The organism is Paenibacillus sp. GYB004, assembly GCF_036577605.1.
Classification (GTDB): Bacteria; Bacillota; Bacilli; order Paenibacillales; family NBRC-103111; genus Paenibacillus_AB; species Paenibacillus_AB oceani.
The window spans coordinates 25,062-47,183 of the sequence record NZ_JARBDB010000069.1; the positions used below are offsets into that span (position 1 = coordinate 25,062).

Here is a 22,122-nt window from a genome sequence, read left to right on the forward strand (position 1 = left end):
ACAGATACCTCCCTCTCGTTTTTCGCTCGACATTGGCACCTTACTTCCCGTACAACTGTCCCCAACGTATGAGTTGTTCCTTGAACTTTTCCCGGACAGATGCAGGCTCGATGATCTCCGCCGATGGTCCATAGTGAACCACCCAATTCATAAACTCCCGTTCGTGGTTGACGGTGACCTCGAATAATAAGCTTCCGTCCGGCAGGTCGGTCATTTTCGGTCTCACGAACAATTCTTCTTCCTTCACATACCGTACGACATCCGGATGAAATTTGATCTTGAAGGTGATTAAGGAATCCCCGCGTTCAATGGACCAAGTGTGCTTCATATAATGAGCGATGCTAAAATCACCTTTATCGAAACGATTACCAGTCAACTCTACATGACGGAAACGGCTGATCCGAAACGTGCGAATTTCCCGCTTGGCACGACAATAGCCGATCAAGTAAAACTGTTGATCACGCGGAACTAGGCAGTACGGATCAATTTCGCGCTCCGTTAATTCATTCCGGCTTTGTGTATGGTAAACAGCCCTGATCGTTTTGCTGGCGATGATCGCTTCCATGATGAGTAGCAAGAAGTTGGTATGGTTCTCCCGATAAGCTGGAGTCCCCTTTTGAATCATATCCGCGACATTTTCCAATGTATCGTAGTGTTTCCGGGTTTCTTTTACATGGGTCGCCATCACCTTGTCATAGGCGGATTCAAATCCTGGAGGCAATTTGCTGGTGTCGAGCACGGAGGGCAAGACAGAAAATACCAACGCTTCCTGCTCCGTGAAATTAAGCGGGTACATGGCGAAATTCCCAACAAAACGGTATCCTTTTCCATAACCTTCATTCGTAATTGGTGCAATCAAATCCAAAATTCTCATATCTCTGTAAATCGTTCGATCCGTGGTCTCGCATTTATCCGCCAGCTCCTTGGCCGAAATTCCCGGGTTAGCTTGTATAGCAAGCAGCATTTTATGGAGCCGTATCACTTTATCTGACATATCGCGTCTCCTGTCATGGCATATGTAATGTAAATCCTTATCATAAATGGAAATTCGACATTCTTCCTAGTTCTTCCTGCCTATAGGCAGGGGGAAAACGAAACATCCTCAGTCGTTTTGATGATGTACACTTCCTCTAGGCCCAGCGTAAGTTCAACAATTGCCGTTTCCTTCACGACAAATCGCACCATGCCACAAGCATGATGCTCAAACCTATCATAAATACGCCCGGCACTGCGGCATCCTTTCGGTACGGTATGCGGACTGTTGGCGACATAGCCGATTTTGCCTAGTGGGATCATATCTACTTTTATCGCCTCATGGTCATGGGGATTATCAGGATCTTTGATTAAGTGAACAATCTGCCCCGGTTTCAGAAATGCAGCCCCAAAATAGTGCTGTGTGCCTGTTATGGCTATGTATATTGATTGATCCAATGTAATCACTCCCGTATGTCTTTCCTTCATTATGACGGATCACAACGACCATAGATTGTCAGCGAATGTACGTTCTGCCAATTAAAAAAGCACTGAGGTATCTCAGATGGAGATCGCAGTGCTGCATTCATTTTAGAAAATGGGCAAATTTATCCGGGGCATCTCGAATGTCTTGAGCCAGCTTCTCGTATTCAATGTATAATTTGACCGAACGAACTCTTTTGGCGTCTTGGTCGCGCGGCTCAATGAATTCTTCTTCTCTCCAATGACTTACCTTTTCCCTTATTGAACGATCCGACAAACGAAGCAGGTCCCTCATTTCGCTTATCGTTAGGGTGTCTTGTTTGAAGGTTAATTGAGCGAACACCATTCTTTGCTGGGGATCTAACTTGCGAATCAGATCGGGTTCGATTTTCGTCATTTGGGTGGATTTCTCTGTTACGATGGCTGCGGCTTCTTGATATACCTCCGCCAAGCCATCAATAAAGAATTCCAACCAGGGCGTTAAGTCAGCCTCATTCCGCCCAAAATAATAGTTGTGATGGAGACCCAACTGGAGTCGGCGATAATATTCAGCCAAGTTGCGGTCATAGAAATTCTCGAGTACAAATAACCCCTTTAAGCCATATCCGCCGCGGCGATATGTCGTGATCATCCGGGCCGTTCGGCCATTCCCGTCCATATACGGATGGATCGTCAGAAATTGCCACATGAAAATCCCCGCTTTAATAGGAACCGGAACCGAATAGGTTTCCGGCGAATTCACCCAAGCCACCATAACCTCCATTAATACAGGGACATCTTTCCATTCCGGCGGCAAATAAAAACCGGAAGCATTGCGGCTGCCTGCTTGATTTTGTTCTTCGCGATAGTCGCTATTACGCGGTCTTCGTCCGTGCGATATTCGGATAATGGCATGCAGCTTTTTAATAAATTCCTCTGTGACCGGAACCTGCCTTTTTTCGGCTTCATCCAGGTATTCCAAAGCTTTCATTAAGTTATAAACTTCCTGCTCTTCATTGTCATTGCTGGTTTGGTACAAGACTTTTCTCTTCGTCGCCTCGTCAAGCGTGTTTCCTTCAATTTTCGTTGAAAGAATGACCGTCTTTTCCATTGATTCTTTCTTAAGCAAATCCAGAATAGATGCGGGCAATGGAAGCAAATCCACTACAACACTGGCGCGTTGTATATCCATTAGTCTGCGGGCAATAGCGTCCGTTATTGAATATTTGGGTGTGAACATAACATCACCTTCCTCAATAACATACAAAGTCATTGTTTGAATGAGTCATGCGACTTTTATTGGCTACTGTTTTTTTCTCTAAGGATTAAATCGATCCATTCCTTATGTTCACGCCAACCATTCAAGACACGGATGCCTTGATATGCAAGCTTTTTTACCCATTCGGTTTCTGAACGCAGGGAATCTGCTTTTGTTGGCTGGGTATCAACGATCTGGAATTCCGGTTCGAGGCCATCCTTCCGAATACTTGCAATCCACTTTTTGTAGGCTCTATGTTTGTAAGAATCACGTAAATGGCTGGTTTTTCGATGTTCCATATCATGGGTTTGTCCAACATAAAAGGGCATCTGTGTTCGAGGATCAATAATTACGTAGGTGGAATAAGGCCCTTGTTCTTCCTCTACCTCAGTAGGCTGAATCTCCGAGGCAACCTCTTTTTGATCAAAATGATACTTAGGGTTTTGTTGATCTGGCGACATCTGCTTCCACCAAATTTTTGCCAGTTCTAACGTTGAGAACGATTTATACACAGCCCCTTTATATCCTTCAACGTTTTGTTTGGCTCCTCCATCCCATTTGTTATATATTCCTGGATTTTCACCCTTTACTACGACGTAGAATTTACTTTTCATGGAGTCTCCTCCCCACTGGTCTTTATTCCAGGTCTCTTCGACTTTTTCTCGAGTAGGGCGCGGTTGAACTCCTCATCGGTAATTTCTTCATTATGCCGCTTCCATAGGAGTTCTTTTTCTTTGTCATTCAGTTCAGCATCTTCGTAGGACCAGGAAGCATTTGTCCTCCTAAAGATCTTCTCAAATTCTTGCCGTGTTATTTTCATAGGAGTGGCGTCCGATACAACGCTTTATTCTCCAGTCCTCGGATCGGTTGTGTCCATAACTCTTTGTCCGAAGTGGCTCTCAACGCGTCCTCCGCCATCTGCAGCTTAGCATCCATTGCGTCGATATGATGTAGAGCTACCGCTTCCGCCGTTTGCGGTTGTACCGGGCTTCCCCATTCCCCGAGATTATGGTGGGAAAGAATAAGATGCTGCAATCCGATTACTTGTTCCGAATCGAGCGGAAGCTCCAGCCGCAATGCGGCTTCTGTAATCCAACTAGCTGCCATTGCAATATGACCGATCAACTTTCCCTGGATGCTGTAGTCTGACACGACTCCGAGATGAGCGATCATTTCCTCTGGCTTTGCTATATCATGTAGGATGATCCCGGCTTTGATCATGTCTGCATTCAGGAATGACCGCTGCTTGCATAGGAATTCACCAATTTCTAGCATACGAACGATATGGTAGGCCAAGCCCGCAAAGTAAGCATGGTGGTGCATTTTGGCCGCCGGATAATGAGCCAGTTTCTCTCTCACCTTATCGACGCAAAAGCCTACAATATCACGAATGACCGGGTCCGAAATACTCTCAATGACTTTGTTTATGACTTCTAATAATTCCGTAGATCCCATTGGTGCAGCTCGAACAAAATCGGTTAGAGACACGCCATCCTCGTCCCTTACATTGCGAATCCGGGAGATCTTAACTTGCGGTTTTTCCCGATATAACTGAACGATTCCTTGAACCTTGACAAGCGTCATCGGAGAAAAGTTGTCTCTTTCCGTTTCCTTCACATCCCAATACTTGGCAGGTAGCTGGCCGCTGGCATCACACAGCACCAAATCGAAGTAATCCTTTGCAGGGGAAGTGTTAGTTTGCTTCAATTCCAGTTCTTTCAGCAAATAGAAGCCGACGAATTCATCGTTCGTAATCAGTTCTTTAATCATTGTCATTCTTTGCACCCCCGCTTACAACTCCAAAAAATCTGCCTCTGCTTCAGTAACCTCATACTCCTTAAATTTTAAGTATTTCTTTATCGTACTCGTCATTTTCAAAGGATAAGGCTGTGCCGATGTCGATTCCAAGGTAATGCACACTTCACGTAAGCGATGTACCATCCAAGCCAAGCGCTCTCGATCTTGCCTATCCATCGGACCTAATGGCATATATTCCACAACTCGGGGTTGTTGAAAAGCCGTTTCTGGGTTATCATACTTGGTCATGGCTTTTGCAATATTCATCTGGGTCTTGGGTTTGGTTCCGACACCATAATACAGTCCTGACTCGTTATCGGAATAGACACCAATAGAGAAAGACATGGGGCGAAAACCGTAAGCTGGTACATCCTCATTGGAATTGACACGAATAACGGTTATCCCCTGATCGTCCTGTTTCAATCCAGGCAAGTCAGGGTTCTTGTCACAGACAATTTTGTTGTTTTGAATGCCCTCCAACCCTTTATATCGAAGCTCCGCTTCAACTAAAACGATCGGCTCCTTGCCATTCATTCGTTCCATTCTTAACTGCTCTCCGAACCAGCGTGCTATTTCTTTCTTTTGTGCATCCGGGGCTTTGGGAAGCGGATCAAATTGATCTGTTTGTAACACAGCTTCCGATAAAGTCAACCATTCCTCAAGGCCCCGGCTCTTTACCGTTAGTACACCGTCTTCAAATTTCGTAAGAAACGCATAAATTCCTTTATCACCCGAAACCAGATCATAGGCTATGATTGGGCGTTGTTCATTTACATCCATATGTGCCTTGTAATCGATAACTCCTGCATCCCCCAATAAATCCAAAATACAGTTGAAGACTTTGTGAATATAGCTTGACTCAGGTTTATCCTTCTTACGTTTAGACTTTTTTGCACCTTTCTCTGGATAGACGAATTGAGTGATTCTCCCCGTTAATTGAAACCCTTTGCGTACGGCTTGCTTGGGATCTGTTCCTTCGCCGAGCTTTTTCCAGTCGTCTTTAGGTAATATCTCGATCAAGGAGCACGTTATGAACTGACTCCCTTTAACATGTTCGACGCTTCGGACGATTTTGTTGGTTCGATGTTCATCCGCTAGGTCTTTAAGTGTTCCGCGATCCAAGCCATCTACATAGTCCCTTCTGTCGCACCTGTCAATAACGATGCGATTTCCAGAGGAAGCGTTCAAGCTAAAAACTTCTCCGTCAACTTGTTCAGCCAGCAACTTTCCTTTATATTTTTTAGTCTTCAATGCTTCGACGACACATTGATAAAGGGAGTCCGGTCCCCACACTTCAAGCACGAAATCTTTATCGTGACCGCAGTATACAGGTGAGATCTGCTCTCTCACTCGCCTTAATGTCCCATCTCGCTTCGGCTTCGGCACAAGTGGCAACGGCGTAAGCGATCTCCAGTCGGATAAATTCTCCCTTACCATCTCGTAAAATCTCATTTTCTCCTGAATACTGATTCCCGCTTCAATATAAAGGGAATTATTAAAGACTCGATTATTATGAACTATCCATATCTTAGGGGAGCCATCTGAGTGATACTTGACTGGATTTGTTAAGATATCCTCAGTCGATAATGAATTGCCCCATAAGACATCGCAAAACAATTCGTCGAGCCCTTCAGACCAACGTGTATAAGGCTCGGTTCCACCCTCTCTGCGGAAGGATAAACTCGCGTACGAACGTAATCCCATTCCCTGACCCTTTATAAGAGGATTGTCCATGGAAACCAATAACGTGCTATTAATGCCGCCCTTCAGAAATTTGGTTTCCTGAGATTTCGTAATAAACCGCCTTACTCCAGCCGAAACCATCAAAAGAAGGCGTTCCGGCTCCCCAGCTCGATATTGTAATCGAAATCGAACGACATAAGAAAAGGTACCGGATCTTGTGGATATGGGTTGTGACATGCACTCTGCCTTTTGCGTGGCATATACCTGTGAGAACATAAGCTCAACTGGCTCATCCCATTTCTCTAGCAGTAGTTGCTTCGGACTCAAGCAAAATTGATGGGCAACAAGAGCTGGTAGCAATTCATATTTCAATCTTGAGTCACGATGCACAATGGAATCCACCTTCTCGCTTCGCCAGCCTATTGTACTTGTTTCCAAAATATCCGGTGCAGCAACTCCTTGCCTCGTTGCTATTTGGTTCATCCATCCCTTAGCGAGTAAAAGGATCATTTCAACTGGGACAGGTTGCGTTGCAATGAGCCACGGACGATTTTCATTCAGATAAAATTGGTTATTTACCGAGACAATCTGCGGAAATATACTTTGCAGTTTTTTACTTAATGGCTTGATCGCAAAGGGTAGCTTTACGCCATTATAAAATTGAAGAATAAATTCTCGCCAAACCGTTGGAATATCCAATAGATAGATCAGCTCATTCTTCCAGGCATTTTGATCACTCTCGAAAGCATACAGCTGCAGTAATTTACCAGTCCGACTCATGGGTCTCATTCCTTTCCATCATGACTTTCATACTGTCTATAAATGGTCCATATAAACTGCGAAATGCTGGATTTGATTCATGATCCAACATGATCTTAAGCCAGTAATCCAGCATCGATTCGCCAACATCCGTACGCATAGGCTGAGCTAGAAATTTACCATCACAGTAAAACACTCTGGCCGGTGTACCTTTGCGAAGAAGTCTTCCAATCGTTTGCCAGACTGGGATAAACGTATACCAGGCTATGGTCTTTCTCTCAACAGGATTTAGTACGGACCAATAGTCTGGTTTACGGTACATCCGATGAAGCAAGCTATTACTTTCACTGCGAATTAAATCCAGAGCCTGTTTATAAAGCTTGCCTTCAAAATCGGCACGTTCAATTAAGTCAGGCAGTCTGGCATGCAAAAGTTGGATTAGATAAGTCATGTCCTGCGGAATCGGATATGGACGTATCATGAAAAACACCGATCCAAATAATGAACCTTTCGTATCATCCAGAATGTTGTAACCGCGACTTATTGCAAGTAAAGGGGCGATCAGCACATCAGCGTTTTCGTTAGCAAACCGCTCTAACTCTGCTCTTGAAAACTCGGCTTCATGAAAAGGATCCGGGTCCCTCGTTAACTGGCGGTATCTATTTTTCCAAGAAGAATGGGATGCAAATACGGCTCCGACATCAGCAACGTCTTCATAAGAGTTGACAATCAACAGCACTTTACGATTTGCTCCCGAGTAACGCCACTCCATCAACTCTTGATCAATCTTGGACGTCAACTTAGCGGTTAGCGCACGTAGATTTCGTTCTCTTCTATCCTCAACCTCGCCGGATATTTGAATAGGCTTTTCCTTTCCGTGCTCATAGACCGGATAATATTCTTGGTGAATGACTGGAACACCCAGGCTGGATTCCAACAGCCACCCGGGTAACGAGGCAACATGATAATGCGCCGATCCAGGAGCCAGACTTGTACCGGAAAGCAGAACAACCGCAGGCCCTTCGTATCCATCAATTCCAGCATAGATTGATTGCCAGTCTTCAAGGAGAAGACGACCGACACTTGAATATTGAACAGCTTTGAAAGTACCTGTTTCATTTCCAGGTTTTACTTCGTACAGATACCCGGTCATACGTCCGGTCATTGCTTCCTTCATAATCGCTGTAAATTCACGTTTGATTGAGTAAAGTCCTTCGAATTCAGATAATTTCCCCAACTTGGCTTGAACTAGCGGATAAAGATCCATGAACACTTGTATATCATGATCGATAAGTGCAAGACAAAGATATAATTCCAAGGAATGAACCGGGAACTTTAATCTTCCAATGGGGGTTGTCTCACCGCCCAACTTATGGAGGATGGCAGTTAAAGCTTGTTCCCGCTCCTTCATTGTTCGAGCTTGCACCATTTTGGTTACATCTGCATAGATATGGTGCTCCAGTGGATGGTCCGCATAGTTACGTAACTCCTGTTCGATTCTCTCCCGATCTTGTTCATCCTTGGCGAAAGCACCACTGATGCGATATGCTTCGGTTGAGAGCCGTAATAACTTCCGATACAAAAACTGAGCGAATTCTGGTGATAAATTTAATGTACGATATACGCCGCGACGGATGGTGCTTTCAAGGCGATTCAGGACATCCATCCAATCTTGTACAACCTCGTCATGGGCATACTTGCCATAATGGCCTATCGTTTTACGGAAAGATTCTAACAAGGTCTTCTCAAAGAGGTGCTGGGAGTTTCCAAACAAAGCAATCTCGGAGACGAAGGAATCGTCGAATTGCTTCTGTACCGAATCGGCTTCATCAACGAAAATGATATCAAGCAAGTCATACATCGCTTCATAGATTGTTCTTTCATAAGGATCCAGCATAACCGGTAGTTTTGTTTTCAATATGCTTGCTGAGGTTGTAACCCATACTTCCGCATGGATCAGGGCTGCGAAATCGCGATAGATTCCGCAAATGGCAGCATAAGGGCATACGCACTTTTTCTCCTGCTGTATTAACTGACGGCATGGATAATCCGTCGTTTCTTCGTGATCATTGGCAAGGGCATGGATGATGCAAAAATTAGATACATGCCGGAGTTCTAAATAAGAGTCCTGCCCCCAGTCCGTTACATCCCGAATCTGATGGCGACGGGCGGATATATAGTCTTTCTGATGTTTACGGCGGCCCGATCTTCCAATTACAGGAACAGCGTTAATACCCAATAAACGAAGTTCCTTAACCCGATTTAATACTTGGGGGACACTGCTCTCAATAAATCCGATACGAGCTCCCGCCCGGACTAATCGATCCGTCTCCAACACCATAAATGTCGATTTACCCGAACCCAGTCCCCCCACGATATGCTGTAAGCCCTTATACTCGAACTGTCGAATACTGGGGTTTGTCAATGATTTTAGTTTAAGACCAATTCCTGCCCGTTCCTTCCATTCCGAGGCTGCCGAAGCTTCCCGCATCCCTTCACTATGATACGTATGTTCATCCCCAAGTTGTAGTGTAAATTTCCCCTTGGTTCTGTAGCTCGGAAATGTTGGCGTATCAACCAACGGCGATGGAAGTTCTCCGCCATAACGAATAGACTCTTGCTCTTGGTTATATTTGTAGTAGTAGAACTTGCCTGATGTAGCAAAGTGTATGTCTTTAGACTGATGGGCAACGGCTTGTTCTAATAATTGGGAGTACCATTTCCTGCGATCGGAGAACAAGGCAGGAGTCCGGAGTCTCCAATGTCTACCGTCGATTTCATATAATCTATATTCATCCGAAACTTCTTCATATCGTTCGAATAAGTTGTCCCATGTCATCCTTGAGCGAATAGAACTATATAAAACTCTTAGACGGTGCGCAATCTCCTTCCGAGCACGCTTAGGAAGAATAGGAGAATCGTAACCTGATAAAATCGAATATCCCTCGCGGATATCCATGGAAGGATCGATCATCAAACATCCCGTTACGAACAATTCGACAGTATAAATGGTTTCAATGTTTTGCCGCGGCAATCCAGACGGCAAGAGACGTGGAAGGAACTGCTCAAAATAGGTCCAATACGCTACTCTCATCTCTTCGTTGCTCCCCCTGCCAGATGCTTCTGCACATCCTGCTCATTTATGACTTTCAGATGACTCGCATGGGCCATTAGCGCTTGTGTAACGAGCCTTGAATAACCGGGGTATATTTTCGTTCGGTATTTTGGAATGACAATATACACATGTGGGTCTCGATATTTCTCTAGTTGGTGGGGTTGCATTTTATTGAAGAAGTTAGCTAGATGTAGGGGATGCTTAAAATCTTTCATATCCAGATATAAGATATGCGTGTCCAATTCAACAGCCAGATCGAATCGATCAACTTGAGGAAAAAGTGTAACCTTGTAACCTTTCTTCGTTAACCAATCTTTAGTTGCAAGTTCCGCCAGCCCTGGCAGCATGGTGTAACGATAAATGCCGTAACGCAATCGATGCATGGGCTCCGGGGTTTCCCATCTCTTAAGCTCTCCGCGACTTGCGATTTTCCCGCAAAGGTCTTCGGTTCCACATTGCCAGTGATTATTTCGAAACTCCAGCGTCCATCCACATCGTGGACATATGCGATATCGTTCTAAATCGTCCGTTATTTCTACATAGCAGCGACTTAGCGATTTCATCAGTTCCGTATCCTTAAGCTCCGGCCCAAACTCCATTAAACGATAGGCAGATATCACCGGATTGGTGATAAGGAACGCTCGAAGTTTCCTGTACTTCTCCTCTAACATAGGCATTGTCCCCCGGCAGTAGCGCAATATCGCTACTATTTCTTGTGTCTGCGCTTCTTCAGGTGAATCGTACATGAATTTAAACTCACATGCATCTGGCGACAGGCCCAGGTCTGGAATCAAGAGCGGTGCTTCCTGCGGATAGATACCAGCTACTGAAATCCCCCATTCTTCTGCCGGTTTTTGCAATAATTGAATTAGCGAAGGCAAATCGATAGGCGCTTCTTTTCCCTCCAACATCAGTAGGCGAACAAACTGCATATGCCCTTGACGCAACAGAGCCGGCGGCTCTCCAAGTTCATTCCCCCATTGTTCCAACCCGGAGATTACATTCAGTAGACAATCTCTTACGGCTTGATCCATTTCCATTTGAACACCACCTCAAATAGACTAATATCACTTATTCTTATACCATCTTAGAATCTCGTCGCAGTATTGTTTCGTCATCCCGGCTATACGGTATTCCCGTACGTTCGCAGGGGAATCGATGTCCATTTCCAGCTGATAAACACGAAATAATCTCTGCCACCATGATTGTCTAAAACTTATGGATTCTATGGATTCACGCAAGAGGTACACAGTCGTCTGATTGAAGCCTGCTTTGCGTAACATGAACAAGTTCACGGCTATTTCCCATTTTGTATTAACATAGACGTAAGTCATATATTTGTAGACGGTGTAAAGAAGCGGAACGATTGTCAAATACAATAAGGTGAAGTAACAACCAACACTGATACCTGATACTAGCAACGAGATAACAGGAATAGCTGTAGTAAATTTCGCGTTTCGGTGTAAAGCTCGCTCGGGAGTTTGGAGTTGAAACTCGGGAAGCAACCGACCCAGCACTTCGACCAGTTCCGATGAACGGATGGAAGGAACGAGCAATTTGACTCTCCGCTCCCCTAAATATCCGACGCAATCCATGCATACGGAGGCATATCCGTACAAACGCCCAATCATCAGCTCCTTGATTCGAATGGATTGGATACGTTCCACCTGAATCTGTACCGATTTACGTTCCATCCAACCATGATGAATAGAAATCACATCTCCGGCTCTTGTGAGATGCCAACCTTTATAACGAAATTGTGCCATCCCTATAGAGAAAAGCCAAGTAACGATTACGCATATCCCCAAGAAAGCTACCAAATACAGTGCCACTTCTATACTGTCATCTAAGGTTATCCGGCTCCAAGTCTCTTTCTTGAATAGTTCCATGAAGCTGACTTGTTCCTCTTCCGGTGCAGGGAATAACCAACTCCACAAATGTTGAATGACAGCGATTGTGACAGGAAGTCCTAGCCAGAATGTATTTGAGCTCATGGACAGCATCATAATTTCTTTTCTGGTCACATGATGTTCTATGGTTAAAGGGATCACACTTTGGTTTTCGATAAGCCTTATTGATTTCTTGAGCAACTCCGCCATCTTTTGGGATGTAACCAGGCGAGCATCGGCATCAGCATTGGAATCACTCGTTTGAAGTTCAACATTGGCGATCCCGAGCAGCCGATACAACCAGCTTTGCTCGATTATTATGTTATTGATTTTCGTTAGCGGGATCGTTCTTTGTGTTACAGTAAATACACCTTTGGTAATATGCAGCACCTTGGAATCAAACTGATAGGTTTCTCTAAACCAAGAAAAAATCGACCAACAACCTGTCACAACGCCGTAAACCGTGGCTGCGAGATATACCCAATCAGGCTGTTGCCCGGTTCCTGCCCGAATCTCGTTATATAGAAACGCGGCAAGGGGAATAATCGAATACCGGATTTGACTGTATAACTTATAGATGACGGTAATTGGATGATGCCGTTTAATCATAATAAGCATCCTCGTTGTCTAATTTAGAAAGTTCTATGATTTGTCTGCGCAACCGAACAGCGTCCTCTTCAGTCAGTCCCACAATAAAGTGATGGTCCCCTGCCGTTGTAATGGTTAGCTCGGATAGGCCCAGCCGTTTGGCAAGCATGTCTTGTTCTTGATCCACATGCTGCACCCGGCTAAGCGGAATAATAGAGGAGTTATCCGACCAGACATTCCCCCATCGGATCATCAGCTCGTCGTCACCTAAGAGATAGCTTCTTCGAGAGTATTTTCTATAGGCACCGAAACAAATGAAGGTGAATCCCTTGATGAAGAAAAATGATATCGCCAGACAGGAAATCATGGTTAACCAGCCCCAGGCAGGTAACCAAAATGTCCGGATTATTAACGGGATGCAACTGATCAGGATCCATTTGAACGTATATAAGCCGTAATTAATTTGCCAATATCGAATGACATTCGGGTGAAGTTTTTGTTCCACTTAACCAACTCCTATGGCAGCTCTAATAACAATATATCAAAGCAAATTGACACTAGATTGTCAGCGAACGAATGTTCGAAAAACAAAAAAACGACTAATCAAACATAGTCGTTTTCATCTCTTGCTTGTTAGACGGATTGATTCCATTTTTCCTTAATGCTGTGAATCCAGGATGGAACAGATTCAATCAGACTAGAACACACACCGCGTTCTGCTTGCAAAACAATTTGACCGGAAGTTGTGCTATTGTCAATGACAACCAGTTGATCGATGAGATCAAAATGGGAAAGCAGATTGCGAATGGAAGTTGTATGCCTTCTAATTATGTCTTCAGTCGGAATGTCATGACCGCCGTTACGAACCCTTGCAGCAACACGCTCAATGTTTAGTCGGTAATCACCAACCCCCACGTAAAGCATGGTCACCCCGAAACCGTTCGCTCTTGCGTCCCGCATAAGCCTTATTACATTACCACCGGCCAATGTTGTTTCTACCGAGAAATCCCTTCTGTAATGTATACAATCACGAGCCAGCTTGATAGCTTCTTTCCCGGCAGATATCTTACGACGTTCGGGTTGGCCTGCATCAAGACCTCGGGCAATTACATCAGGATCAATATTCACACTAACTCCAAGCCTGTCTACGATCAAATTTCGTATCGTACTTTTTCCACTCCCGTTATTGCCGGCAAATACGTACATGCCAGGGGATGATTCATTCATGGGTCACCCCCGGGTTTTGAACGACCTCGATTTCGCCGTTTGTATATTCCTTCACAATCTGTCCTTTATCAGTTTTATATACAATGTACGTCCCATTCGCTTTCGCATCCAACTTCGCCCGTTCCCCGGTTAGTTTAATGTATTTTAATAAATCTGGAATGCGATCCATGACAATTTTCACCTTCCAATTCTTCCAATTCTATTAAGTGCTTTTCAAAAGTATAACACAGTAGTCTGGAATGCGTAATTTTGAAACGTTCTATGTAATTATTATATATTCTAAAAAATACAATTCCCTAACGGGAAGCCATTGACAACAAGTCCCTCAATCTTTTATAGTATGAAACATAAGCAGAGTCATAGGCAGAATTTTCCCCTGTTTTACAGGTATCGCGGAGAATTCCTCTGCTGAATTCTTAATAGTTCAACTGTTAATGAATATAAGTCTCTGGCATGCGCGAAAGGGATCCGAATTTCCACAGGTAACTGTGGTACTTTGGGTCCCTTTTTTTGTTTTTCTAATGCCTGTTCGAAAGAGGTAATATTTATGGGGCTTGTTTCACCTAAGCGAATCAAATGTATTAAAGGCGATCATTTTCAGCATAACGTTCAATCTGCAATTAAGGCTCTCGCAATAACAAAATCAAAGACAAGCGAAATGTATCATTCACAAACTAAACATGTTTCAAAACGTTAATCGGACTGTTGAGTGGAATTTTCAAATCGGCAGTCTCGATTGAAACTTTAGTCTTCAAGAGTTCGATTGCAGACCAGAGTGACTTTTTATGATTATCCCCATAAATGACTACAATTTTAGTCGGTTCTACCTTTGCCATGTTCTCACCTCTGTCTAACTAATTTTTTGAAAGTTTGAACCAAACCTAACGAGGAGGTCTCAATATGGATCAAGATTCAAAAAATGTAATTAATGAATTGAACAGTAGCAATATGCCACAAAACGATCAGTGGAAAAAAACAATATCTATTCTGTGGAATGCTTCTTCTATTCAAATTTTTGGTGATGGAATAAATCCTACTAACCTTGACCAAACTGAAGCTATATGGGATGTCAGTGAGGAGATGGTGAGGAGTCTTATGGAGGAAGTTCTACGTATTGAGGAAAACGGTTCGGTAGAGAGACTTGGCTCGAAAGGTATAAACGATTGGCTTTGGGAGCAAAAAGTAATTCCGAATATTAAGCTTCAAAAGATACGCGCCTTGCTGAAAGAAATAAAGATTTTTCGCACACCTTACCAACTTTATAGTTCTTACTTAATAGCTTTACATTTTCAATCTTCTCTTGCAGTTATCGTTAATAAATCCGCATGGCAAATATCCGATTCGGATGTGACGAAAGAAAATATTATTATTTATTGTAAAAGATATTTGGAAAAGAAAATCGATTTTAACTTCATAAAAAAGTTGGCTAAGGAATATTACCCAGAGAGTGTACTTCGGATGCCGGATAATTGGGGGAAAAAGTCTAGGCAGGAACAGGAACCTGAAATTCATCCGTACCTTGATCGTTTTGCGAAACACCTAACTCGTGAAGGCAACAGTACACCTTATGTTCAAAGAGTGACTCGCTATTCGCTGTTCTTCCTCTCTTGGCTGACAGAGGTGTTTGCCAGCTTTCAAGACCACACAGCGAGTACAATTCCAATCTGGTTGATCGAGCGTGAACATCTCATTCAATTTAAGGAGTATTTAGAGCGATGTGAGATATCCGGAAAGTATACCGATATTACTGCAAGTAACATTTTTTACGAAGTAATATCCTTTTTTAAGTACTTGTACGACGTACGAGCGATACGTAAAAACATTGGTTCCATCGACGGAATAAAAGCAAATCGTTACCGTTATCGGGACATACCGGACCAAGATCAGCTTTCTCGATTCTTTCAAACGCTCCAACAATATTCGGATGAACCCGAATACGATTCAGCATTCTTCGGATCATTGCTCCTTCTTGGGCTACGTTTTTGCGAATGCGAACGATTGGCTTGGAGTGATGTTAATCTAGAAGCTGGAATCATAAGGATCCGAGGGAAAGGGCGAAGAAACAAGTCTACACCAATGCTGATCCCACCCACATTACGATTGTATTTTAAACAACTAAATGCGGTAACAACTCATAAGTGTACGCGAATTTTTAATATTTATCTTGATACACAGAAGCTATATCGAGAAATGTTGAAAAAGTATAAATTGTACTCGATCATAGCGAACTGGAATTTCCCGGGAGGCTTCCACCTGTTTCGTCATACATTTATCACAACATTAAGTAAAAACAAACGTATTCACCCTGAACTACTGCAGCGGCTTGCACGGCATGAGCGTATTGACACGACTGCAAAATACTCTCATCGACAAGACTCTGTGTTACAAGAAGCAATGGAGAAAATCGATCAAATTTGGAGGGATTGACCCGATGTTAGTGAAATCCGGGAAATCGTCAGTCGCCAACATTATGGCGGAACTACAGAAACTCAGCGCCGCTCACTCTGAAGAGAATATAAGGAAAGCTTTGGAAATGAGTAATCTCGTAACTCCGGTTGAGCCGAAACCTATGAAAGAGATATCCTTTCAAGAGGCTGAGCAATGGTATCTTAACAGTGCAGACTTCGAACGAAAATCCGAGAGTACGAAGATCACTTACCGTTCCGAATTGAGACAATTCTCAAGATATATTCACACATTACCCAAAATCCCAAACTTGCTTGCATTTGAAGACGAGCCTCTCATTTTAGTTGAATATTTAAAATCTGCAGGCACTCAAAACACACGCTCGAAGAAGGCCTCCTTTTTGCGTGACTTCTTTACCCGCACGTTTACTAGGTTCTATGAACTAGATATAAAGAGAATTAAAGAAAACCTTGTAATAAAGATCCCCTTTAACAATGAGCTTCCTAAAGCTTTCACGAGGGTTCAAATCGAAGAGATAGTAAATCTCTCCAGGTTAACGAACGACGGGTTCCGTAACTATACCATGCTCTGGGTATTCCTAGGCAGTGGTGTAAGGCTAAACGCACTTACACAACTCCAAATAGGAGATGTGTTCTACAAGGAAAAATACATTATGGTCAGGGAGAAAGGAGATAAGTTGGAGAAAGTTCCCCGTTTCCTCACTCCGTCCTCCCTTAACACATTAAGAATGTATATAGCTTTTAAGTACGGCCATTTGAAAAATATAGATGGTTACTGCAATTTGTATGTATTTTCGGCAACAAAAGGCCAGAAACCTTTGAGCGACAATACCGTGCAAGCGATGTTTGATTCCTTGATTGAGGATGCACAAACTCTTTCAACAGAAGAGAAGCAGCGGCTTACGATACACTCTTTAAGACATTCATTTGCCTTATTTGCATTACAGGAAGGGATCGATATTGTTACAATTCAAAAGCTGCTTGGTCATAAGTCCTTAAAGACGACTATGATCTACTTGGAATTATTTAATAGCATGCTTCTTGAGGCCATTGAAAAGCACCCCTTTTCAAACTCTGCCGCTGCTGATCTCTTTTAAGGAGTCGCTGAAGAATGAATACTGTTGGTATCGTATTCGAATCCAACTACTTCTGCTTATGGAAGGAGTATTGCGGGCTTAAGCCCCGTGCAATGGAAGCAACGATCAACGTACTTCATATATTTCAAGACTTTCTTTACGATCTACAATTCGAAGGAACGCTTGATTTCAATCGTTTCTTTTATTATTCAGAGTCGGATGATTACCAGCCGATTGACCGCGAATTCATTGAAGAGTTTGTAACGTTCTTAGTGCTCCAAAATCCTGGGCTTTCGAATAAAACGATTTACAATAAACTTAGCTCGCTGAAGAGCTTCTTTGGGTTTCTTGAACGTATGAATCTCATACACCATAACCCGATGGCGAATTTCAAAAACACCTACTATGAGAGAAATATAAATATCAATTTCCTTTCAGAATTGGAATGCAAAAAGATATTGCGGTATGCATTAAAAATCGATCCCTTTTCTAAATACTATTTTTTGCTCATATGGACCGCGATCACCTCTGCTTTACGTAATCGCGAGCTGTGCTATCTAACTTTCGATCAAATTGACTTTACAACCGGAATGGTACGAGTGGATAAAGGTCAAAAAACCAACGCTAAGGGAATTGCACTTCCGAGGTTACTAACAAAAGAATTATTACACTTTAAGCAATACAAAGAAACTATAGACGGCGACATCAGCGGTTTTGTGTTCTCCGTAAACGGTCGCCGACTCTCTGGAGAAAAATTGCTAGAAATCGTTAAAACTATTTGCAAAAAAGCTGGAATTACGAGGAATGTTACCGTCCATGATTTAAGGCGAACAACAGGTTACTTATTGTTGGCTGCCGGCGTTAGCGTTCGCGCGATTCAACAGCAGTATCGACACCGTGAGCTTTCAACCACATATGGATATCTTTCGTTGCTCGATAGTATGTTTTTGTTTGACGAAAATACTTAGTTCTTTACTGTTTTTAATGTACGGTGAAAATTACGACGAGGATTAAACAATAAATGCCCTTCCAAAGTTAATTTGGACAGGGCATCCACACCATTTATTAGATTCAGTTAATAGTAGTTAAATGCCGCCACGCCGTCTCAATATGAGATTCTTTAAACACTTTCTTTTTTCTTTCATTCCATGCTTTAAAATGATCGACTGTACGTTTAACATTAGCACTAGCATCTGGTTGATGTTTAATTATCCAATCTGTTGTAGCCAGCAATTCAAGTCCGTATGGAGTTTCATATCCTTCAATAATTCGTTTGGTATCCTGAAGCCTTTTATCCGTACTTTCATCGTTTAGCTGTCTCAAATATTCTTCAGCTTCCTTTGCTACTTCAGGTAATAGATAAATCTCAGCATCCCGATTTCGATCACCATATCCTCTTATATAATGTCCCTCAAGTCTTTGAAGAACATGATTTAGATTATCTGCGTACGGTCCGTATTGAGCACTTACAAATCTTAGTCTTAAATCTTCACCACACTCTTGCAAAAAGTAGGCAAGTTTCTGTATTTCCAACATTGACAATTTGTAGCCCGGTGCAGCATATAGATTCATTAGTGTAATGAGCAGTGCCCTAGCACGAGTTAACTTTGGCTTTTCAGTTCCAACACGCATTTTATCAGGCTCTGGACTCCCAATAGGCGGGTATACCATAAATAGAACATCAGGAACCTTCAATGCCGATTCCTCAATCAGTGGCCGTACCTGATCCCATTCCAATCCGCCATTACCACAACCTAAAGGTGGGATTGCGACTGATTTGATACCATACTCTCGTATTTTCTCAACAAAATCGACCAATCCAGACTTTATGTCTTCAATCTTTGACTTTCCTTTCCAATGACGCTTTGTTGGAAAGTTAATTATATATTGAGGATTAAACATAGACCCTATATCAACAATAAACATTTTACCTGGCATAACCAAATTGTTTTTACATGCTTTTTCATACTCTTTAAAATTGTCAGGAAAGGCTTGTTTAAATTGAAGCGCTATCCCCTTCCCCATAACTCCTACACAATTCACCGTGTTCACTAAAGCCTCGGCCTCGGACTCCAACAAGTTACCTTTTTTATACTCAATCACAATCTCACCACCTTAGTAATACCATTCTCGCCGTACATTAACGGGAATATTAATTGAGTTATTTTGTAAGATTTTAATTGCCTGATCTTGAAAAGCATCGTTAATTACACAAATTTCAAGTACAGAGTTCAACGGAAAAAACTCAAAAGCAAGGAATTCCGCCTGACGTTTCCGTTTTCTGTCAGGATATTCTGTAGTATCATTCCAAAAGCGGGAGCTCATTATTCCCCAATCAATTTGCTCCAAATCACCTGGATCATTAAAAAATTCAGAATAACTCATGATCGCATGGCCGTCAGTAAACACAAATGGAATTCTCTCTGAAAGCACTTGCTGTACAGTTGATACGAGGTATATAATTTGTTTTTGACCACCTTGATACTGCGTTACATTACCTTGATTAATTGTATATAACATAGGTGATCGCGGCGCAAAGTAAAAAGGAACATAATCGTGTAAATTACCGTACGGAGGCAAAGGAACTTGTTTTTCCGAGCGTCGAGATTGAATTTGCTCATAAGCGATATTTACGAAAGAGCTTCCATCTTCATGTAATTGATTAATACAAACGAGACCACTATTGTTAAGTATCGAATGCAAATTCTCAATATTCGTTATATGATAAATAAATGTTGGATTCGGCACCATTTAGCTACACTCCAAGTCTAATCACGTTAGAGTGTTAATTCGACAAAAGAAGAGGATTTCCTCCAAGTCAAAATTACAGAATACATGTTCTCATTTTGATTATATCCAATTTATTTAACTAAGTCAAAAAGCTACAAATAATAAATTGATGATGTGTGTAAAGATTTTAGCAATGACTTACTCGAGATCATCCGGTATATGAAGTTCGCGTTTACACACATCACACTTGACAATAATATAAGTGCCAAGTCCCGATGGTATAAAAGTAAAAGCAAACTTGGCCCCGCTAACATCGATTGCTTGACACTGATCCCACTGATTAATTCTCTTCATCATTTCTTCACTAATCGTAAATTCTAATGAATTCCTTAAAATCATTACAAAACTCCTCACTCTTCAAATGGGATCACATCATAAATCAAAACAATTATGATGTGATTTTATAATACTTCTTGCCCGAAAGCCAAACTGATCAATTTCTTTCAAATAGGTTCTTCATCTTGTGAAGTGCATGAAAAAAGCCACATGCCGCGATGTGGCTTAACCAATTCAATGCACACTTATGACATGAGAATCTCGTTCTCGATACAACGAGCCGCAAACGTAGCCAATTTGGTTCCTTTGTCAGGCGAGAACGACTCAATCGCCTTGATTAGGCCGATCGTCCCGATGGAGATCAAATCTTCGAGGTCTTCGCCGGTATTGTCGAACTTTTTGACGATATGGGCGACCAGCCGCAAATTATGTTCAATCAGCACATTGCGCGAATGCTGATTTCCTCCGGCCATCAGACGGAGATGCTTTTCCTCGTCCTCCTCGGCAAGCGGCTGCGGAAACGCATTATTTTTGACGTACGATACCAGCAACAGAAGCTGCTTGATGAAAATGGATACGGCACCGAAGAAACCAAGCACATGTGTCACCCCTTAGGAAAAGATCATTTTAATGTATGTGGGCGACTACCCAGTCGTGCCTGTACGTCAAAAAATAATGCAGCTTTTTTGGCCGGCCGCCTTACCGCTTACCGTGTCTGGATACGATATCGATCGTTTTGAACATCATCCGCAGCGCCTTCCCCGTAGAACGAAGCTGGTTGAAGCTGCCGAGCAAATAAAGGTCCAGCTCCGCCTGATAAAACAAAAACGAGCCGGTAGAGCCGAAATTGCCCCACACTTGATACCGTTTCGGAAGCAGCAGCGGAATGGGTTTGAACCGGACCAGCCCGTAGCCGTAGTCGATGCCGACCTGGAACTTCGACCAGACTTGCATCGCCTCGAGCCGCTGCTTGCTGATCAGCTCATGCTTCGCCAGCGCCTTCATGAAGATCAGCAAATCTTCCGACGTCGATACGATGGCGCCTCCTGCGTAATCCACGCTCAAGCTCTGATGATCCGTCATCCGATTGTCGCCGATATACACATCGGCGAGCGGATAGCCGCTATCCTCTTCCGGCTCCGAGTATAAATGCAGCGACGTATACTTCATGCCGAGCGGCCGGAACAAATACTGGTCGAACGCCTCATGCAGCGGCTTCCCGAGCGTTTGCTCGATGATCAAGCCGAGCAGATGGTAGCCGGTGTCCGAATAATGAAACCCTGCTCCCGGGGGAAAATGCGGCTCCAGATGCGCCTTCGACCATTCCACCACTTCCCGCGGGGTCCACAGCCGATCCGGCTCGTCCTGGATCAGCTCCAGCATCGGCTTGCCCTGCTTCGGCTTGTCTTCGAAAAAGTCGTGAAGACCGGAAGTATGGCCGAGCAAATGTTTGATCCGGATTTCGTTCGAATACTCGTTCCCCTTATACCGATGCAGCCCCTTCAGAAGATCCGCATCCAGGTATTTCGCCACCGTATCCTCGTAATCCAGCCTGTTCTCCTCGATCAGCATCGACGTCAGAACCGAGGTGAACAGCTTGCTGATGCTGGCAATCAGATAGCGCTGTCCGGGGTTCGCGGGGCTGCCGCCGGTCCTCCCCTCAGCCATACTCAGATGGATGCCGAGCCGGTCGGAGTGAACCAAATAATAGGCGTTGCGGACACTGGGATTGTCGCCCACCGTCTTTCTGAATTTTTCCTCTATACGGGACTGTACTTTATGAACCGGCATACTGTTTTCCCCT

At 43.3% G+C, this 22,122-nt stretch carries 19 protein-coding genes and 1 pseudogene; 3 read left to right on the forward strand and 17 right to left on the reverse strand.

Translation table 11 applies throughout. The annotated features are described in order from the left end of the window. Positions 1 to 40: 40 nt before the first annotated feature. The 13 genes from PV433_RS31615 to PV433_RS31675 form a co-directional block, all read right to left on the reverse strand. A complete protein-coding gene (locus PV433_RS31615) occupies positions 41 to 994 on the reverse strand; it encodes a helix-turn-helix transcriptional regulator (RefSeq protein ID WP_332075958.1) in 954 nt (317 codons plus the stop codon). Between the two features lie 80 nt (positions 995 to 1,074). Beyond that, positions 1,075 to 1,431 carry an HIRAN domain-containing protein gene (locus tag PV433_RS31620; RefSeq protein ID WP_332075959.1) on the reverse strand — a complete coding sequence of 119 codons (357 nt, stop codon included), beginning with the start codon at positions 1,429 to 1,431 and terminating at the stop codon, positions 1,075 to 1,077. A 127-nt stretch (positions 1,432 to 1,558) separates the two neighbouring features. Next, positions 1,559 to 2,674 carry a Fic family protein gene (locus tag PV433_RS31625; RefSeq protein WP_332075960.1) on the reverse strand — a complete coding sequence of 372 codons (1,116 nt, stop codon included), beginning with the start codon at positions 2,672 to 2,674 and terminating at the stop codon, positions 1,559 to 1,561. Positions 2,675 to 2,730: 56 nt separating this feature from the next. After that, positions 2,731 to 3,306 (reverse strand): ribonuclease H1 domain-containing protein, encoded by a 576-nt coding sequence (locus PV433_RS31630; protein WP_332075961.1) that lies wholly within the window; start codon positions 3,304 to 3,306, stop codon positions 2,731 to 2,733. Further along, positions 3,303 to 3,512, reverse strand: coding sequence for a hypothetical protein (locus PV433_RS31635; protein WP_332075962.1), 210 nt, complete (start codon positions 3,510 to 3,512; stop codon positions 3,303 to 3,305). The genes PV433_RS31630 and PV433_RS31635 overlap by 4 nt, the downstream gene beginning before the upstream one ends. After that, complete coding sequence (locus PV433_RS31640; protein WP_269879875.1) at positions 3,509 to 4,468, reverse strand: 3'-5' exoribonuclease YhaM family protein; 960 nt, start codon at positions 4,466 to 4,468, stop codon at positions 3,509 to 3,511. Before PV433_RS31640 ends, PV433_RS31635 begins: the two co-directional genes overlap by 4 nt. 15 nt (positions 4,469 to 4,483) lie before the next feature. Beyond that, positions 4,484 to 6,952 carry a pPIWI_RE module domain-containing protein gene (locus PV433_RS31645; RefSeq protein ID WP_332075963.1) on the reverse strand — a complete coding sequence of 823 codons (2,469 nt, stop codon included), beginning with the start codon at positions 6,950 to 6,952 and terminating at the stop codon, positions 4,484 to 4,486. Next, on the reverse strand, positions 6,936 to 10,025 hold the full coding sequence (locus tag PV433_RS31650; RefSeq protein ID WP_332075964.1) for a hypothetical protein: 3,090 nt from the start codon (positions 10,023 to 10,025) through the stop codon (positions 6,936 to 6,938). Before PV433_RS31650 ends, PV433_RS31645 begins: the two co-directional genes overlap by 17 nt. Then, positions 10,022 to 11,086: a restriction endonuclease-related protein gene (locus PV433_RS31655; RefSeq protein ID WP_332075965.1), complete on the reverse strand. Its 1,065-nt coding sequence runs from the start codon at positions 11,084 to 11,086 to the stop codon at positions 10,022 to 10,024. Before PV433_RS31655 ends, PV433_RS31650 begins: the two co-directional genes overlap by 4 nt. 27 nt (positions 11,087 to 11,113) lie before the next feature. Then, a complete protein-coding gene (locus PV433_RS31660; RefSeq protein ID WP_332075966.1) occupies positions 11,114 to 12,544 on the reverse strand; it encodes a PH domain-containing protein in 1,431 nt (476 codons plus the stop codon). Continuing rightward, the gene (locus PV433_RS31665) at positions 12,537 to 13,028 is read right to left on the reverse strand and encodes a PH domain-containing protein (RefSeq protein WP_332075967.1); all 492 of its coding nucleotides are present in this window, start codon (positions 13,026 to 13,028) and stop codon (positions 12,537 to 12,539) included. Before PV433_RS31665 ends, PV433_RS31660 begins: the two co-directional genes overlap by 8 nt. Before the next feature lie 128 nt (positions 13,029 to 13,156). Next, positions 13,157 to 13,750, reverse strand: a complete 594-nt coding sequence (locus PV433_RS31670; RefSeq protein ID WP_332075968.1) for a zeta toxin family protein — start codon at positions 13,748 to 13,750, stop codon at positions 13,157 to 13,159. After that, a complete protein-coding gene (locus PV433_RS31675) occupies positions 13,743 to 13,919 on the reverse strand; it encodes a hypothetical protein (protein ID WP_332075969.1) in 177 nt (58 codons plus the stop codon). Before PV433_RS31675 ends, PV433_RS31670 begins: the two co-directional genes overlap by 8 nt. A gap of 731 nt (positions 13,920 to 14,650) precedes the next feature. Here PV433_RS31675 and PV433_RS31680 point away from each other — a divergent pair. From PV433_RS31680 to PV433_RS31690, 3 genes are read left to right on the forward strand one after another with little or no spacing between them, the layout of a single operon-like run. Beyond that, positions 14,651 to 16,177 carry a tyrosine-type recombinase/integrase gene (locus tag PV433_RS31680; RefSeq protein WP_332075970.1) on the forward strand — a complete coding sequence of 509 codons (1,527 nt, stop codon included), beginning with the start codon at positions 14,651 to 14,653 and terminating at the stop codon, positions 16,175 to 16,177. A gap of 4 nt (positions 16,178 to 16,181) precedes the next feature. Then, positions 16,182 to 17,273 carry a tyrosine-type recombinase/integrase gene (locus PV433_RS31685; RefSeq protein WP_332075971.1) on the forward strand — a complete coding sequence of 364 codons (1,092 nt, stop codon included), beginning with the start codon at positions 16,182 to 16,184 and terminating at the stop codon, positions 17,271 to 17,273. A 14-nt stretch (positions 17,274 to 17,287) separates the two neighbouring features. Next, positions 17,288 to 18,220 carry a tyrosine-type recombinase/integrase gene (locus PV433_RS31690; protein WP_332075972.1) on the forward strand — a complete coding sequence of 311 codons (933 nt, stop codon included), beginning with the start codon at positions 17,288 to 17,290 and terminating at the stop codon, positions 18,218 to 18,220. A gap of 103 nt (positions 18,221 to 18,323) precedes the next feature. Here the strand turns inward: PV433_RS31690 and darG are convergent, their stop codons facing one another. From darG to PV433_RS31710, 4 genes and pseudogenes are all read right to left on the reverse strand, one after another. After that, entirely contained in the window at positions 18,324 to 19,355 is a 1,032-nt protein-coding gene (gene darG / locus PV433_RS31695) for a type II toxin-antitoxin system antitoxin DNA ADP-ribosyl glycohydrolase DarG (RefSeq protein WP_332075973.1), read from the reverse strand. Positions 19,356 to 19,367: 12 nt separating this feature from the next. Next, positions 19,368 to 20,003, reverse strand: a complete 636-nt coding sequence (gene darT / locus PV433_RS31700) for a type II toxin-antitoxin system toxin DNA ADP-ribosyl transferase DarT (protein WP_332075974.1) — start codon at positions 20,001 to 20,003, stop codon at positions 19,368 to 19,370. A 566-nt stretch (positions 20,004 to 20,569) separates the two neighbouring features. Beyond that, a pseudogene (locus tag PV433_RS31705) lies at positions 20,570 to 20,917 on the reverse strand (sigma-70 family RNA polymerase sigma factor); the annotation flags it as partial. Positions 20,918 to 21,017: 100 nt separating this feature from the next. After that, the gene (locus PV433_RS31710) at positions 21,018 to 22,109 is read right to left on the reverse strand and encodes a serine hydrolase domain-containing protein (protein WP_332075975.1); all 1,092 of its coding nucleotides are present in this window, start codon (positions 22,107 to 22,109) and stop codon (positions 21,018 to 21,020) included. Between the last annotated feature and the right edge of the window lie 13 nt (positions 22,110 to 22,122).

Bases quoted from the DNA above. Each gene is read 5' to 3' on its own strand.
- PV433_RS31615 (WP_332075958.1), bottom strand. From the start codon at position 994: ATGTCAGATAAAGTGATACGGCTCCATAAAATGCTGCTTGCTATACAA.
- PV433_RS31625 (WP_332075960.1), bottom strand. From the start codon at position 2,674: ATGTTCACACCCAAATATTCAATAACGGACGCTATTGCCCGCAGACTA.
- PV433_RS31630 (WP_332075961.1), bottom strand. From the start codon at position 3,306: ATGAAAAGTAAATTCTACGTCGTAGTAAAGGGTGAAAATCCAGGAATA.
- PV433_RS31635 (WP_332075962.1), bottom strand. From the start codon at position 3,512: ATGAAAATAACACGGCAAGAATTTGAGAAGATCTTTAGGAGGACAAAT.
- PV433_RS31640 (WP_269879875.1), bottom strand. From the start codon at position 4,468: ATGACAATGATTAAAGAACTGATTACGAACGATGAATTCGTCGGCTTC.
- PV433_RS31645 (WP_332075963.1), bottom strand. From the start codon at position 6,952: ATGAGTCGGACTGGTAAATTACTGCAGCTGTATGCTTTCGAGAGTGAT.
- PV433_RS31650 (WP_332075964.1), bottom strand. From the start codon at position 10,025: ATGAGAGTAGCGTATTGGACCTATTTTGAGCAGTTCCTTCCACGTCTC.
- PV433_RS31655 (WP_332075965.1), bottom strand. From the start codon at position 11,086: ATGGAAATGGATCAAGCCGTAAGAGATTGTCTACTGAATGTAATCTCC.
- PV433_RS31660 (WP_332075966.1), bottom strand. From the start codon at position 12,544: ATGATTAAACGGCATCATCCAATTACCGTCATCTATAAGTTATACAGT.
- PV433_RS31670 (WP_332075968.1), bottom strand. From the start codon at position 13,750: ATGAATGAATCATCCCCTGGCATGTACGTATTTGCCGGCAATAACGGG.
- PV433_RS31675 (WP_332075969.1), bottom strand. From the start codon at position 13,919: ATGGATCGCATTCCAGATTTATTAAAATACATTAAACTAACCGGGGAA.
- PV433_RS31680 (WP_332075970.1), top strand. From the start codon at position 14,651: ATGGATCAAGATTCAAAAAATGTAATTAATGAATTGAACAGTAGCAAT.
- PV433_RS31685 (WP_332075971.1), top strand. From the start codon at position 16,182: ATGTTAGTGAAATCCGGGAAATCGTCAGTCGCCAACATTATGGCGGAA.
- PV433_RS31690 (WP_332075972.1), top strand. From the start codon at position 17,288: ATGAATACTGTTGGTATCGTATTCGAATCCAACTACTTCTGCTTATGG.
- darT (WP_332075974.1), bottom strand. From the start codon at position 20,003: ATGGTGCCGAATCCAACATTTATTTATCATATAACGAATATTGAGAAT.
- PV433_RS31710 (WP_332075975.1), bottom strand. From the start codon at position 22,109: ATGCCGGTTCATAAAGTACAGTCCCGTATAGAGGAAAAATTCAGAAAG.